This window comes from Pseudomonas baltica (genome assembly GCF_014235765.1).
GTDB classification, from domain to species: domain Bacteria; phylum Pseudomonadota; class Gammaproteobacteria; order Pseudomonadales; family Pseudomonadaceae; genus Aquipseudomonas; species Aquipseudomonas baltica.
In genome coordinates this window covers 70,755-85,138 of record NZ_JACMYH010000006.1, presented here as the reverse complement: position 1 = coordinate 85,138, position 14,384 = coordinate 70,755, and the positions used below count along the sequence as shown (strand labels likewise).

At 65.4% G+C, this 14,384-nt stretch carries 13 protein-coding genes; 8 read left to right on the top strand and 5 right to left on the bottom strand.

The features are described 5' to 3' along the window. Positions 1-192 precede the first annotated feature (192 nt). The 7 genes from H7993_RS17700 (at position 193) to H7993_RS17670 (ending at position 9,027) form a co-directional block, all read left to right on the top strand. A complete protein-coding gene (locus H7993_RS17700; RefSeq protein WP_185795177.1) occupies positions 193-1,440 on the top strand; it encodes an NRAMP family divalent metal transporter in 1,248 nt (415 codons plus the stop codon). Between the two features lie 28 nt (positions 1,441-1,468). Beyond that, positions 1,469-2,239, top strand: coding sequence for a LamB/YcsF family protein (locus H7993_RS17695; RefSeq protein ID WP_185795176.1), 771 nt, complete (start codon positions 1,469-1,471; stop codon positions 2,237-2,239). Between the two features lie 5 nt (positions 2,240-2,244). Further along, complete coding sequence (locus tag H7993_RS17690) at positions 2,245-3,042, top strand: putative hydro-lyase (RefSeq protein WP_197975864.1); 798 nt, start codon at positions 2,245-2,247, stop codon at positions 3,040-3,042. A gap of 9 nt (positions 3,043-3,051) precedes the next feature. After that, positions 3,052-4,671: a 5-oxoprolinase/urea amidolyase family protein gene (locus H7993_RS17685; protein WP_185795175.1), complete on the top strand. Its 1,620-nt coding sequence runs from the start codon at positions 3,052-3,054 to the stop codon at positions 4,669-4,671. Beyond that, positions 4,668-6,407: an acetyl/propionyl/methylcrotonyl-CoA carboxylase subunit alpha gene (locus H7993_RS17680; RefSeq protein WP_185795174.1), complete on the top strand. Its 1,740-nt coding sequence runs from the start codon at positions 4,668-4,670 to the stop codon at positions 6,405-6,407. The genes H7993_RS17685 and H7993_RS17680 overlap by 4 nt, the downstream gene beginning before the upstream one ends. A gap of 140 nt (positions 6,408-6,547) precedes the next feature. Next, the gene (locus H7993_RS17675) at positions 6,548-7,462 is read left to right on the top strand and encodes a LysO family transporter (protein WP_185795173.1); all 915 of its coding nucleotides are present in this window, start codon (positions 6,548-6,550) and stop codon (positions 7,460-7,462) included. A gap of 338 nt (positions 7,463-7,800) precedes the next feature. After that, entirely contained in the window at positions 7,801-9,027 is a 1,227-nt protein-coding gene (locus tag H7993_RS17670; protein WP_185795172.1) for a TIGR03862 family flavoprotein, read from the top strand. A 54-nt stretch (positions 9,028-9,081) separates the two neighbouring features. Here the strand turns inward: H7993_RS17670 and rhlE1 are convergent, their stop codons facing one another. From rhlE1 to H7993_RS17645, 5 genes are all read right to left on the bottom strand, one after another. After that, entirely contained in the window at positions 9,082-10,416 is a 1,335-nt protein-coding gene (gene rhlE1, locus H7993_RS17665) for an RNA helicase RhlE1 (RefSeq protein WP_185795171.1), read from the bottom strand. Positions 10,417-10,455: 39 nt separating this feature from the next. Continuing rightward, a complete protein-coding gene (gene yedA, locus H7993_RS17660; RefSeq protein WP_185795170.1) occupies positions 10,456-11,355 on the bottom strand; it encodes a drug/metabolite exporter YedA in 900 nt (299 codons plus the stop codon). Positions 11,356-11,446: 91 nt separating this feature from the next. Then, positions 11,447-12,058, bottom strand: coding sequence for a 3'-5' exonuclease (locus H7993_RS17655; protein ID WP_185795169.1), 612 nt, complete (start codon positions 12,056-12,058; stop codon positions 11,447-11,449). 12 nt (positions 12,059-12,070) lie between these two features. Further along, positions 12,071-12,550, bottom strand: coding sequence for a LabA-like NYN domain-containing protein (locus H7993_RS17650; RefSeq protein ID WP_043192734.1), 480 nt, complete (start codon positions 12,548-12,550; stop codon positions 12,071-12,073). Between the two features lie 230 nt (positions 12,551-12,780). Beyond that, complete coding sequence (locus tag H7993_RS17645) at positions 12,781-13,503, bottom strand: DUF2076 domain-containing protein (RefSeq protein WP_185795168.1); 723 nt, start codon at positions 13,501-13,503, stop codon at positions 12,781-12,783. A 221-nt stretch (positions 13,504-13,724) separates the two neighbouring features. On the opposite strand from H7993_RS17645, the gene H7993_RS17640 reads away from it, so the two are divergent. Then, positions 13,725-14,378, top strand: coding sequence for a YciC family protein (locus H7993_RS17640; protein WP_122475444.1), 654 nt, complete (start codon positions 13,725-13,727; stop codon positions 14,376-14,378). The last annotated feature ends 6 nt before the right edge of the window (positions 14,379-14,384 follow it).

Below are 14,384 nucleotides of genomic sequence, written 5' to 3'. Positions count from 1 at the left end.
GAATGGCACTTCTGTGCATCATTAAGTAACAGCGCTCCTTGCAAGCGTTACAAACTGGTGCACATTGTGGGTTACTTCAAAACGTATTGTTGAACAATCCAAAGCATACAGATCAACACCTTCCGCCGGATCGACAGGCTCTGGCATGTTCATTGCTCTGTCCCTGTCATCTCCCATCGCAGGAACGATGCCGTGACACAGACAGCCGCGACACAGACCGCCAAGGATTTCACCAAGGCGCGTCGCTCTTCCCTGATCGCCGCGATCTTCATGATGGCGACCTCGGCCATCGGCCCGGGCTTCATCACTCAGACCGCCACGTTCACGGCAAAAATGGGCGCGGCGTTCGCGTTCGGCATCCTGGCGTCGATTCTCATCGACTTCGTGGTCCAGTTGAACATCTGGCGCATCGTCACGCTGACCCGCATGCGGGCGGCCGACATCGCCAACAAGGCGATTCCAGGCAGCGGCTACTTGCTGGCCGTACTGGTCATCTTCGGCGGTGTGGTGTTCAACGTCGGCAACATTGCCGGTGCAGGCCTGGGCCTGAATGCACTGATGGGGCTGGATCCGAAATGGGGGGGCGCCTTGAGTGCGCTGATGGCCATCGGAATTTTCCTGTCTCGCCGTGCAGGCCTGGCCGTGGACAGAATGATTGTGGTGCTGGGCCTGGTGATGATTGGCATGACGCTGTTCGTCGCCTTCGCTTCCAACCCGCCGCTGGGTCAGGCGTTGTACCAAACCATCCTGCCGGAAACCGTGGATTTCGCCATCATCACCACCATCGTCGGTGGCACGGTGGGGGGATACATCACCTACGCCGGCGCCCATCGCCTGCTCGATCGCGGCACCACCGGGATCGAGAATCTACAGGCGGTGAACAAGGCGGCTTTGAGCGGCATCCTGGTCACCGGCCTCATGCGCTACATCCTGTTCCTCGCCATTCTTGGCGTGGTAGCCAGTGGCGTGGTCATCGACATTTCGGGTCAGGGCGCAAATCCAGCGGCGCAGGCCTTCCAGGCCACCGCAGGCGAGTTCGGCCTGCGCATCTTCGGCCTGATTCTCTGGGCGGCCGCCATTACCAGTGTGATCGGTGCGGCCTATACCTCCATCTCGTTCATCACTGTTTTTTCGCCCACTATCAGCGAAAAGGCACGCAACCGTGCCACCACCGTGTTCATTGCCGTGTCGCTGCTGATCTATGTCCTGATGGGCACGGCGCCTGCCGCGCTGCTGCTCTTCGCGGGTGGTTTCAATGGCTTGATCCTGCCCATCGGTTTGAGCATCTTCATCTACGTGGGCTGGCGCCGGTCCGACCTGATGGGCGGCTACCATTACCCTCGCTGGCTGCTGGTGCTGGGCCTGCTGACGTGCCTGCTGACCTGGTACATGGCGATCAAATCGGTCGGGCCGATCTTTGCCTTCCTCAAGGTCGTATGAGCCAGAACAATTACAAGGAATCTCTGCAATGCCAAGCATCGATATCAACAGCGACCTGGGTGAAAGCTTCGGCGCCTGGAGCATGGGCGACGACGATGCCATGCTCGACATCGTCACCAGCGCCAACGTTGCCTGCGGCTTCCACGCCGGCGATCCGGCCGGCATCCTGCGCACTCTCAAGGCTGCCGCGGCCCGGCAGGTCAGCATTGGCGCCCATGTGTCCTACCCGGACAAGGTCGGCTTCGGCCGCCGCAACATGGATGTGGCCAGCGACGAGCTGACCGCCGACGTGATCTACCAGATCGGTGCCCTGCAGGGCCTGGCCCAGGCCGCCGGCACCCGCGTCAGCTACGTGAAGCCCCATGGCGCTTTGTACAACACCATCGCCCACGACCGCCGTCAGGCGCTGGCGGTGATCGCCGCGATCCGCGCCGTCGACTCGCGCCTGGTGCTGGTGGCTCTGGCCGGCTCGAGCCTGATCGAACTGGCACGTGAGCAAGGCCTGACCTGCATTGCCGAGGCCTTCGCCGACCGCGCCTACACCCCAGAGGGCACGCTGGTTTCACGGCGCGAGCCGGGCGCGGTGCTGCACGATCCGCAACTCATCGCCCAGCGCATGCTGCGCCTGGTCGAAGACGGCACCCTGGAAGCGATCGACGGCAGCATCACGCGCATCCAGGCCGACTCGATCTGCGTGCACGGCGACAGCCCGGCCGCCGTGGCCATGGCCCGTGAGCTGCGCCGGGTAATGGAGCAGGCGAACATGCGCCTGCAAGCGTTTGCCGGAGACCGACCGTGAGCGCCCTGAAGCTCGCCGCCCGGCGCGCTGTCGACGCCGCCCGCGCAGCGCGCGCGGGCTACCGTGGTGGTCTGGTTGCACCTTCTGCCGGGATCGCGCCGGGCATGACCCAGGCCAACCTGATCGCCCTGCCCCGCGACTGGGCCTATGACTTCCTGCTGTACGCGCAGCGCAATCCGAAAGCCTGCCCCATCCTCGACGTCACCGATGCGGGCAGCCCGCACACCGTACTGGCAGAAGGCGCCGACCTGCGCACCGATCTGCCGCTGTACCGGGTCTGGCGCAACGGCCAGTTGGCCGAAGAGATCAGCGACGCCCGCCCCGCCTGGGCCGAGCACGACGACATGGTGACCTTTCTCATTGGCTGCAGCTTTACCTTCGAAACCGCGCTGCAGGAAGCCGGTATCGAAGTCCGGCACATCGCCGACGGCAGCAATGTGCCGATGTACCTGAGCAACCGTGCCTGCCGCCCGGCCGGGCGGCTGCGCGGTGACATGGTGGTGTCCATGCGCCCTATCCGCGCCGACCGCGTGGCCGAAGCCTGCACCATCACCGCCCGCTATCCCTCGGTGCATGGCGCGCCGGTGCACGTGGGCGACCCGGCGCTGCTGGGCATCGCCGACCTGGCCCATCCCGACTTCGGCGAAGCCGTGCGCATCGAACCGGGCGAAGTGCCGGTGTTCTGGGCCTGTGGCGTCACGCCCCAGGCGGCGGTCATGGCGTCGGGCGTGCCGTTCGCCATCACCCATTCGCCGGGCCATATGTTCATCACCGACGTGCCTGACAGCACGTACCACGTCTAGGAGATTGCCGTGCGTTTTCTACCGGTCAACCTGGACACCCTGCTGGTCGAGCTGAGCGACCTGGAGCAGACCCTGGCCCTGTTCGACGCCTTGAGCGCCGAGCCGCTGGCGGGGGTGGAAGAGATCATCCCGGCCGCGCGGACGCTGCTGATCCAGTTCCGCCCCAGCGCCATTACCCGCCAGGCGCTGGTCGACCACGTCGCCCGTCAGGACCTGGGCCAACGCCGGGCCGCCGAGCAGCGCCGGGTGGAAATTCCCGTGCACTACAACGGCGAAGACCTCGACGAGGTCGCCGCGCTGCTGCAGATCAGCCGCGACGAAGTGATCCGCCGCCATACCGCCGAGGACTACAGCGTGGCGTTCTGCGGCTTTGCGCCAGGCTTCGGCTACCTGACCGGCGGCGCCGGGTTCCAGGTGCCGCGCCGGCAGACGCCGCGCACGCGCATTCCGGCCGGTGCCGTGGCGCTGGCCGGCGAATTCAGTGGTATCTACCCCAAGGCCAGCCCCGGTGGCTGGCAGATCATCGGCGTCACGCCCTTGCAGATGTGGGACCTGGAGCGCACTGAACCGGCTCTGTTGCGCCCCGGCTACAAGGTACGTTTCATCGATGCCGGGCCGCTGCCTGTAGGTGGCTTGCCCGTGCCCAGCCAGCCCGCTGCGGCCCTGCCACCGAGCGGCGCGTACCTGCAGATTCTCAGCCCCGGCCTGCACAGTGTGCTGCAGGACACCGGCCGCATTGGTCAGACCGGCCAGGGCGTGTCCCGCTCCGGTGCGCTGGACCTGGGCGCGTTGCGGGCCGCCAACCGCGCCGTCGGCAACCGCTCGGACATGGCCTGCGTGGAAACCGTGCTCGGCGGCCTGCGCTTCGTCTGCCACGGCCACGCCGTGATCGCCGTCACCGGCGCGCAAACCCCGGTTACCCTGACCAGCGCCAGTGGCCTGCAATGGCCTGTGGACAACTATCGACCCATCGAACTGGTACCGGGTGACACGGTCACCTTGGGTACGCCCGGCGCCGGGCTGCGCAGCTACCTGGCGATCCGCGGCGGCTTCGACGTGGCGCCGGTGCTCGGCAGCCTGTCGACCGACACCCTGGCCCAGGTCGGCCCGCCCGCCCTGGCTGCGGGAGACCAGTTGGGGTTCACCCCGCCTACGGGCGGCACCAGCGTGTCGCTGAGCGAAGCCCCGGCGTTCGCCCTGCCCAAGACGGCCGACATCGTCACCCTGGATGTGCTGATGGGGCCGCGCAGCGACTGGTTCACCGCCGATGCCATCGAGCGCTTGAGCAGCCAGCACTGGCAGGTCACCCCGCAATCCAACCGCGTCGGCATCCGCCTGGCCGGTGAAACGCCGCTTACGCGCAGCAACCCCCAGGAGCTGCCCAGCGAAGGCACCGCCGTGGGCGCGATCCAGGTGCCGGCCAGCGGCCAGCCCGTATTGTTCCTGGCCGACCACCCGCTGACCGGCGGCTACCCGGTCATCGCCGTGGTCGCCAGCTACCACCTCGACCTGGCAGGGCAGATACCGGTCAATGCACGGATCCGCTTCAACCCGGTGGCCGCCTTCGAAGACATCCAGCCCACCGCGCCCGCCCCTTCTTCCCCTGCCGATGTGGAAAGACTTCCATGAAAAAACTCCTGATTGCCAACCGCGGCGAGATCGCCGTGCGCATCGCCCGTGCCTGCCGCGACCATGGCGTGCAATGCGTGGCGGTGTACGCCGATGCCGATATCGACGCGCTGCACGTGCGTCACGCCGATGAAGCCTACGGGCTCGATGGCCAGCGGCCCGCCGAGACCTATCTCAACATCCAGAAACTCCTGGACGTGGCCCGGCGCAGTGGCGCCGATGCCGTGCATCCGGGCTATGGCTTTCTCTCGGAACGGGCCGATTTCGCCCGCGCGGTCATCGACGCGGGGCTGATCTGGGTCGGCCCCAATCCCGAAACCATCGACGTGCTCGGCGACAAGGTAGAGGCGCGCAAGATCGCCCAGGCCGTGGGCGCGCCTCTGGTTGCCGGTACGCCGGGGCCGGTGGCAAGCGCCGACGAGGTGCTGGCCTTTGCCGAACAGCACGGCCTGCCCATCGCCATCAAGGCCGCATTCGGGGGTGGCGGACGCGGCATGAAGGTCGCCTGGCGCCTCGACGAGGTGGCTGAGCTGTTCGCCTCGGCGGTGCGCGAGGCAGAGGCCGCCTTCGGCCGTGGCGAATGCTACGTGGAACAGTTTCTCGACCGGCCCCGGCACATCGAAGCGCAGATACTGGCCGACAAGCATGGCCAGGTGGTGGTGGTGGGCACGCGCGACTGCTCCCTGCAGCGCCGCAACCAGAAGCTGGTGGAAGAAGCGCCCGCGCCGTTCATCACCGAACAGCAGCGCGAGCGTATTCATCAATCGGCCCGCGACATCTGCGTCAAGGCCGGTTATGTCGGCGCCGGCACGGTCGAATTCCTGCTCAGCCAGGATGGCACCCTGTCGTTCCTGGAGGTCAACACGCGCCTGCAGGTCGAACACCCGGTCACCGAAGAGACCACCGGCGTGGACCTGGTGATCGAGCAACTGCGCATCGCCGACGGCTTGCCGCTGTCGTTCGATGAAACCCCGGCGCCGCGCGGTCACAGTTTCGAATTTCGCATCAATGCCGAGGATCCGGGCAAGGGCTTTCTGCCCACTCCCGGCCAGATCGACGAGTTCATGCCGCCGTTCGGCCCAGGCGTGCGCCTGGACAGCGGTGTGACCAGCGGGTCGAGCGTGCCCAGCCATTTCGATTCGATGATGGCCAAGCTGATCGTCACCGGCGCCACCCGTGAGCAGGCGATTGCCCGCGCCCGGCGCGCCCTGGCCGAGTTCCGCATCGAGGGGATCGCCTCGGTGCTGCCGTTCCACCGCGCCGTGATGGATCACCCGGACTTCACCGGCAGCGACGGTTTTACCGTGCACACGCGCTGGATCGAAACCGACTTCGCCGAGACCATCAGCCTTGCGCCGCGGGCCGCACCCGTGGCCGACACGGACATTCTGCGCACCTTCGTCGAGATCGATGGCAAGCGCCACGCCCTCGGCCTGCCAAGCGCGCTGTTGCGTGGCATGAGCCTGAATGCGCCGGCCGCGGCCCCACCGCACGCAACGGCCGCTGCAGACCTGGATCCCCACGCCTTGCTCACCCCGGTGGCGGGTAACCTGCACACCTGGGTAGTGGATGACGGCGCGACGGTGTCCAGCGGCCAGGTAGTGGCAGTGGTCGAAGCGATGAAGATGGAAAGCTCGGTACTGGCCCCGTGTGCAGGCCGCGTAAGCATCGGCCAGCAGGCCGGTGACTACTTCGAGGCAGGCGCCGTGATCGGTCGTATCCAGGCCGACGACTGACCCATGGCAGCAGGCGGCACCGGGTCATGGCCCAGGTGCCGTTACCTGGAAAAAGCCCAGCCGAACGCGCTGCGCATCTGGAATAATGCCGGCCTTCGTCACCCGCACCACTCCATGGATTTTGCACAAGGCCTGCAACAATGCTTTCGATCGTCGCTTCACTCCTGCCCATTCTGCTGGCGCTGGCCGGCGGCTGGCTGCTGGCAATTTTCATCAGCCCCGAACTGCGCAAGCGGCTGGTGAAGCTGATCACCCCATTCATCTGGCTGCTGCTGTTTTCGATCGGCTACGAATTCGGCAATGTCTTGGGCGCCTTGAACTCGGCACGCGAATCGGCGCTCACCGCGCTGGTCTTCGCCCTGCTCACCACCGCCGTGCCCTGGTTGATGCTGTCGTGGGGCACCGCTGCTGCAGTGGCCCACCCAGCGTCGGCGCGTCAGGGGCTGGCGGGCATTGTCCCACCGCTCAAGGAGTGTCTGATCGCGCTGCTCGCCCTGGCGCTGGGCGTCGGTATGTATCACCTGTGGGGCGCGGCCGACGGCTCGGGTTTCGCCTGGCCTTCGACCAGCTACTTCCTCTATGTACTGATCGTGCTGGTTGGGCTGGACCTCTACGGAGTCCGGCCCGACCCGTCGTGGTATTCGCTGCGCACGCTGAAGATTCCCGCGATGGTGGTGATCGGCTCGCTGCTGGGCGGCCTGCTCGCGGCGTGGGCCACAGGCCAGCCACTGGCCATTTCCATGGCGCTGTCCAGTGGCTTTGGCTGGTTCACCCTGTCCGGCGTGCTGGTGGGCCACCATGCCGGTGAAGCCTTCGGCGCCATGGCCCTGCTGACCGATCTGTTCCGCGAGATCCTCGCCATCGGTCTGCTCTACAGCCTGGGCGCGCGGCGTCCGCTGCAATGCATCGCTGCAGGCGGTGCCACTTCCCTGGATTCGACCTTGCCGATCATCAAGCAGAAGTGTCCGCCCGAATTGCTCCCGGTGGCCCTGGTCAGCGGTTTTCTGCTGACGGTGGTCGGGCCCTTGTTGATGGTGTTCTTCCTGACCGTATGAGTTATGCACACCGGCGCAGCGGTGGATAAGTTACGCACAATCGCTGTGCAACTGCCTGTGGATAATCTGCGCATAAGCGCCTGGCGTGCCGTACAGGCGGGGGTATGGGCGAAGCGGTCATTTTTTGATCAGTGATGTCGAGCGGTTTTGCACGCGCAAGCGCGAGTTACCCACATCCGCTGTGCAACCGCATGTGGATAACCTGCGCAAAACAGGCTGCAGGCCTTGCGCTGTGGGGCTTTCAGGAAGCCGATCAAATATTGATCAACATCGCCTGTGGATACAGGAGCGGAACGAGCCGTGTAGAATTCTCGTTCTTTCCCTGTCGATCCGCTTACATGCACTCTTCTTCCCCTCGCGTCGCCGTGATCGGCGGCGGCCCGGCGGGCCTGATGGCCGCCGAAGTGCTGAGCCTTGCCGGCGTGGCCGTCGACGTCTACGACGGCATGCCCTCGGTGGGCCGCAAATTCCTCCTGGCAGGCGTCGGCGGCATGAACATCACCCATTCCGAGCCCTACCCGGCTTTCGTTTCGCGGTATGCGGAACGTGCGCAGGACGTTCGAGCATGGCTGGACCCATTCGATGGGCAACGGCTGCGCGAATGGATTCATGGCCTGGGTATCGACACCTTCGTCGGCACCTCCGGGCGGGTGTTCCCCGCCGACATGAAGGCCGCACCGTTGCTGCGGGCCTGGCTCAAGCGCCTGCGCGAGTCCGGCGTGGTTATCCACACCCGCCACCGCTGGCTGGGCTGGAACGCCGGCGGCAGCTTGCGCATCGCCAATCCACAAGGCGAGTTGGCCATACCTGCGCATGCCACGGTGTTGGCGTTGGGTGGCGCTAGCTGGGCGCGGCTGGGTTCCGACGGCGCCTGGGTGCCGTGGTTGCATGATCGCGGTGTACCGATCAAGCCGCTGCAACCCTCCAACTGCGGCTTCGAAGTGCCGGGCTGGAGCGCGCTGCTGCGGGAGAAGTTCGCCGGCGCACCGCTGAAGAACGTTGCCCTCGGGCTGGCTGGCGAGCCATCGCGCAGGGGTGAATTCGTGCTGACCGAAACGGGGGTGGAAGGCAGTTTGGTGTATGCACTGTCAGCCGGGATTCGCGAGGCGATCAACCGCACAGGCAAAGCGACCCTGCATCTGGACCTGCTGCCGGATCGTCCTGTGGATAAGGTTCGGGCCGCGTTGCACAAGCCGCGGGGGTCTAAAAGCATGGCCCGGCACCTGCAGGGGCAACTGGGCCTGGAAGGGGTGAAGGCCGGCCTTCTGCGGGAGCTGACCGATGCGCAAGCCTTTGCCGACCTCGATGCGCTGACCTTGGCGATCAAGGCCCTGCCGCTGACGCTGGTGCGCGCGCGGCCGCTGGACGAGGCCATCAGCACGGCGGGCGGTGTGGACTTGCAAGGGCTGGATCGGCACCTGATGCTCAACGCTGTGCCAGGCACCTTCTGCGCGGGTGAAATGCTGGACTGGGAAGCGCCTACCGGCGGCTATCTGCTGACAGCCTGTTTCGCCAGCGGCCGGCGCGCGGCGGATGGCGTGCTGGAGTGGCTGGCTCGGGGGTGATGTTTGCCTCTAGGGCCTCTTCGCGGGCAGAGGGCCTAGAGGCCCCCACACACCTCAAGGCTTGCGCTTGCGCGGCCCGGTATTGAACACCGGGACCTTGCGCACTGGCTTGACCACCGGCACCGCATCCACCGGTGAATCACCGCTGTCGACCCACTTGCCCAGGTTCTTCTTGCTGCCACTGACCTTGGGCTTCTTCGGCTTTTTCGGTTTCTTCACCACCTGGCCGCTGGCATCGGTGTCCGGCACGCGGTGGTCGGGCACGAAGTCAGGCTCGTCGACGCGCTTCAGCGTCTGCCGGGTGAGCGTTTCGATGGCCGACAGCAACTGCACTTCGTCGGCGCAGACCAGCGAGATAGCCTCACCGGTGGCCCCGGCGCGACCGGTGCGACCGATGCGGTGAATGTAGTCTTCGGCGACGATGGGCAGGTCGAAGTTGACCACCAACGGCAGGTCTTCGATGTCCAGGCCGCGCGCGGCAACATCGGTGGCCACCAGGATCTGCACCTCCGAGGCCTTGAAGCGATCCAGCGCGCGCTGGCGCGTGGCCTGGGGCTTGTCGCCGTGGATGCCATCAGCGTTGACACCCAGACCTTGCAGCTTCTCGACCAATGCGTCGACGCCGTTACGGGTCTTGGCGAACACCAGCACCTGTTTCCAGCGCTGCTTCTTCAACAGATGGCAGAACAGCTCGGCCTTGCGCTTCTTGTCCACCGGCACGATCCACTGCTGCACCGAGCTGGCCGCCACGTTGCGCGGGCTGACTTCGATGCTCAGCGGGTCGTTGAGCATCTGCCCGGCGAGCAAGCGAATGGCATCGGAAAAGGTCGCCGAGAACAGCAAGGTCTGACGCTTCTTCGGCAAGGCCGCATAGATGTCGCGCAGCTCCTCGGAAAAGCCCAGGTCGAGCATGCGATCCGCTTCATCCAGCACCAGGGTCTGCAGCTGGGAAAACTTCACCGCGTTCTGCCGATACAGATCGAGCAGACGCCCAGGCGTCGCCACCAGCAGGTCGACGCCCTTGCGCAGCTTCATCATCTGCGGATTGATGCTGACCCCGCCGTACACGGCATAAGTGCTCAACGGCAGGTGCTCGCCATACTCGACGATATTGGCGTGGACCTGCTCGGCCAGCTCGCGCGTGGGGCACAGCACCAACGCGCGCACCGAATTGCTTGCCACCTTGGGCCCTTCCATGGCCAGCAACTGCAGCAATGGCAGGGCGAAACCGGCGGTCTTGCCGGTGCCGGTCTGGGCCGCAGCCATCAGGTCGCGGCCGGCCAGCACTGCCGGAATGGCTTGGGTCTGCACCGGGGTCGGCGTCTGGTAGCCAAGCGTTTCAAGGGCGCGCTGCAGGGGTTCGATCAGGCCAAGGGTGGCGAATGTCATGGGTCTACCGTCAGAAGATGTTTCGCAATGGCCGGCAGTTTACCCTGTCGGCAGCGCTTTCGCCTTGCGCCATTGCGGCACCCCGATCAACACCACCGCACCGATGATCACCGCCATCGCCACGCACTCCTCGACGCCGATGTGCTCGCCGGCGAAGAGAATGCCCAGCAGCACGGCCACTGCCGGGTTGACGTAGGCATAACTGGTGGCGGCCGCCGGGCGCACGTTCTTGAGCAGGTACATATAGGCACTGAAGGCCACGATCGAACCGAAGAACACCAGGTAGGCCAGCGCGCCCCAGCCGGCGGCGGTCGGCCATTGCTGTAGGCGCTCGCCGGAAATCAGGCTGCCGAGCAGCAGCACCGCGCCGCCGATGAGCATTTCCGCCGCTGCTGCCATGGCGCCCTGGGGTAATGGCAGGCTGCGGCTCCATACCGAGCCAAAGGCCCAGGCGGCCGCTGCGAAAATCAGCAAGGCGGCGCCCAGCGGGCTGGCCTGCAGGTTGGAGCCCAGGTTGAGCAGACCGATGCCGATCAGCCCGAGGACGATGCCGGCCCACTCCAGACGAGTATTGCGCTGGCCGCGAAACAGGCCGAAGAACAGGGTGAACAGCGGCACGGTGGCCACGGCCAGCGCCGCCACGCCGGAGGACACCCCGGCGTGCTCGGCGACCGTGACCCCACCATTGCCGCAACTGAGCAGCAGGATGCCCACGCACCCGGCTGCGCGCCATTGCGGCCAGCTGGGGTTGGGCGCCCCGCGCAGGCGCAGGAAGCTGTACAGCAGGGTTCCGGCGATGAGAAAGCGCACCCCGGCCATCAGCAACGGTGGCCAGGACTCGACGCCGATACGGATGAACAGGTACGTCGAGCCCCAGACGAAGTACAGGGCCAGAAAAGCGCCGATAAGCAGCAGGGGGAAGCGGGACTTGGCAGGCATTTCAAAGGTCATCCATGGCGTGTTTTTATTCTTTCCTGATGGGAACGGCGCGGGCGGCACTCCCCTCTACCCGCGAAGAGGCCCTCCAGCCCTAGCCCATCCGATACTTCTGCAACACCTCGCGCATCTTCGCCATCGGCACTTTCTGCAGCGTGCAGAACAACCCATGGGACACCTCGGCCAGCCCGTGGCGTTCGCGCAGTTCCAGCGCCAGGTGCTGGGTCAGGTTGGCGGCCATCTCGGCGTCGGCCATGGCCCGGTGAGCCTGGCCGGTGTGTGGCAGTTTCGCCCACTGGGTCAAGGTGCCCAGCTTGTGATTCGGCGCGCCAGGGAACAGGCGCCGGGCCATCAACATCGAGCAGGCGAAACTCTGCACCCGTGCCCGGCGCAGCAGGCTCAGCTCGTGGTCCCAGAACTTCTGGTCGAAGGAAGCATTGTGCGCAAGCAACGGCGTGCTGCCGACGAACTCGGCCACTTCGGCCATGACCTCGGCGGCCGGTGGTGCCTTGCGCACCATGGCCGTGGTGATGCCGGTGAGGCTGGCAACGAAGCCAGGCACGGGCAGGCCGGCGTTCATCAGGCTCTGGTAGCGCCCGACGATTTCGCCGCGCTCGAGCATGACCACGGCAATTTCCGTGGCGCGGCAGCCCATGTTCGGCGAGATGCCAGTGGTTTCGAAGTCGATGACAGCAATGCGTTCCAAAGCGGTGAAACCTCAGTTCTTCAGCAGCAACGCGCCTTCGATTGGCACGTAGCGGGTGGCGGCGCGGATCAGTGAGTTGGCGGTCAGGCCCGGAACCCCATAGGCCACGGCCTCGACCCCGTGCTTGCCGATAATGCGGTCGAGCAGCAGGTCGAAGTCGCCGTCGCCCGAAGCAAGCACGATTTCGTCGACGTGATCGGCGGCGTCCATGATATCAATGGTGATGCCCACGTCCCAGTCGCCCTTGGCCGAGCCATCGCTGCGCTGGATATAGGGCTTGAGTTTGACCGTGAAGCCGAGGTTGCGCAGGATCTGCTGGAATTGCTGCTGCTTGCTGTCGCCACGGTCGATGGCGTAGGCATAGGCTTCGACGATCTGCCCACGCTGGCCGATGTCGGCCCACAGCGCGGCATAGTTGAAATGGCAGCCGTAGGCCTGGCGCACGGTGTAGTAAAGGTTCTGTACATCGGCGAACACCGCGATCTTCTTCACCGCACTTCCTCGTCGCGCTGGGCGCCTGAGCTTCTGGATAGCCAGTATGCCAGTGTTGGGGCAAGGATGGGGGTGACTGTGCCGGCCTCTTCGCGGGCAGAGCCCCGCTCCCACAGGATCGCACGCAACCCTGTGGGAGCGGGTCTCTGCCCGCGAAGAGGCCATGAGGTCCACCGAACAATGTAAAGGCAGGTCGACGAGCCCTCTGCCCGCGAAGAGGCCCTCGGCCTTTACACGAAGTCATCATCCTCGGACATGAAGCCGCCGTCATCGCCGCTGTCATAACCGGCATCCGCCAAACCACCCTGTTCATTCCAGCTGTCATTGCTGACCTGTTGGGCATCGCCGCTTTCGTTCCAGCCACCGCCGTCGCTGGCCTGGGCGGGCTCTTCCTTGATCACCTCGACGACCTCCTGCGGATTGTCGTGATGAAACAGACTGCTGATGCCCTGCGCCAGCATCACACCACCGGCCACACCCGCGGCCGTCTGCAGGGCGCCGCGCATGAAACCGCCACCTGCGGCCGGCGCCTGAGCACCTGGGGCGGCGTAGTTCTGCTGTGGCGGTGGCTGGTACGCCGGCGCCTGGCGGGCCGGCTCGCGCCAGCCATTGCCCTGCGGCTGCACTGCCCGCGCAGGCTGCTGTGCATCGCGAGTGCCGCCGCCGAAAATGCTCGACAGGAAACCACCACCGCCCTGCTGTGCCGGTGCTGCCGATTGGCTGCGCGCCTGTTGCAATTCGGTCTGCAGCTGCTGGTTCTGCTCGCTCAGGCGCTTGATCGCCGCTTCCTGGACCAGGATCGCCTGCGCCATGTAATAAGGCGCGGCCGGCTGGGCGGCCACATGCCCCTTGATGCGTTCGTCAGCCTGCGCATCACGCGCACTGCCATCTTTTTCGGCCTGCTGGAGGCGGGTGAACAGACCGTCGATCAAGCTTTGTTCATCAGTGTTCATGGCGACCTCGCTCGATTGCCCACAAAATGGGTACAGCCGGCGCACAGTGCGTCGGTTCTGCTTCAATGATGGGGCTGGCGCCCCGCCTTTCAATGACCGGCCGCGATTAAACTTTGTTCACCCTCCCCCGTTGCCGCCGTTCGCAGCCTGCGGGCCGGGTGTTGAAAAGCGCCACCATCGGCTAAAGTGTCGACCTGCTTTTTGACCTGTGACCCGGCCCCATGAACCCGCTGATAGTATTGCGCGACTCGTTCTATTTCTTCCGCATCAACCTGTGGGCGATTCTGCGCCTGTGCCTGCCGCTGGTGGTCTGCGAAGCCCTGGCGCGCGAACTGGTGGCACGCGCCAGTGGCCCCGACGCCACGGTCATGTACGACGTGGCCGTGGGCTTGCTGTTCTACCCGTTGTACACCGCCGCACTGATCCTGTTTCTCGACGCCCGTACCGACGGCTACGAGCCGCAGGGGCGGCACCTGCTGGGCAAGGCCTTGCACCTGTGGCCACGCTTCGCCCTGATGGCTGCCCTCAGCACACTGCTGATCATGTTCGGCATGTGGCTGTTCGTGCTGCCGGGCCTGTACCTGATGATCAAGCTGTCGTTCTCGGAATACCTGCTGGTGCTGCGCAACATCACCCCCTTGCAGGCCATGCGCGAAAGCTTCGACATGACCAAGGGCAAGTTCTGGCCGATCCTGTTCACCCTGCTGGCGATCATGATCCCGCTGTGGCTGCTCGACGGCCTGAGCGCCATGGCCTGGACCGACACCCAGCCCACGCTGGTACGGCTGCTGGTGGACAGCGTCAACAGCTTCCTGCAACTGCTGCCCAGCGTGGTGTTGTTTCGCCTGTTCATGTTGATGAGCAAGCCTGACTGACCACTG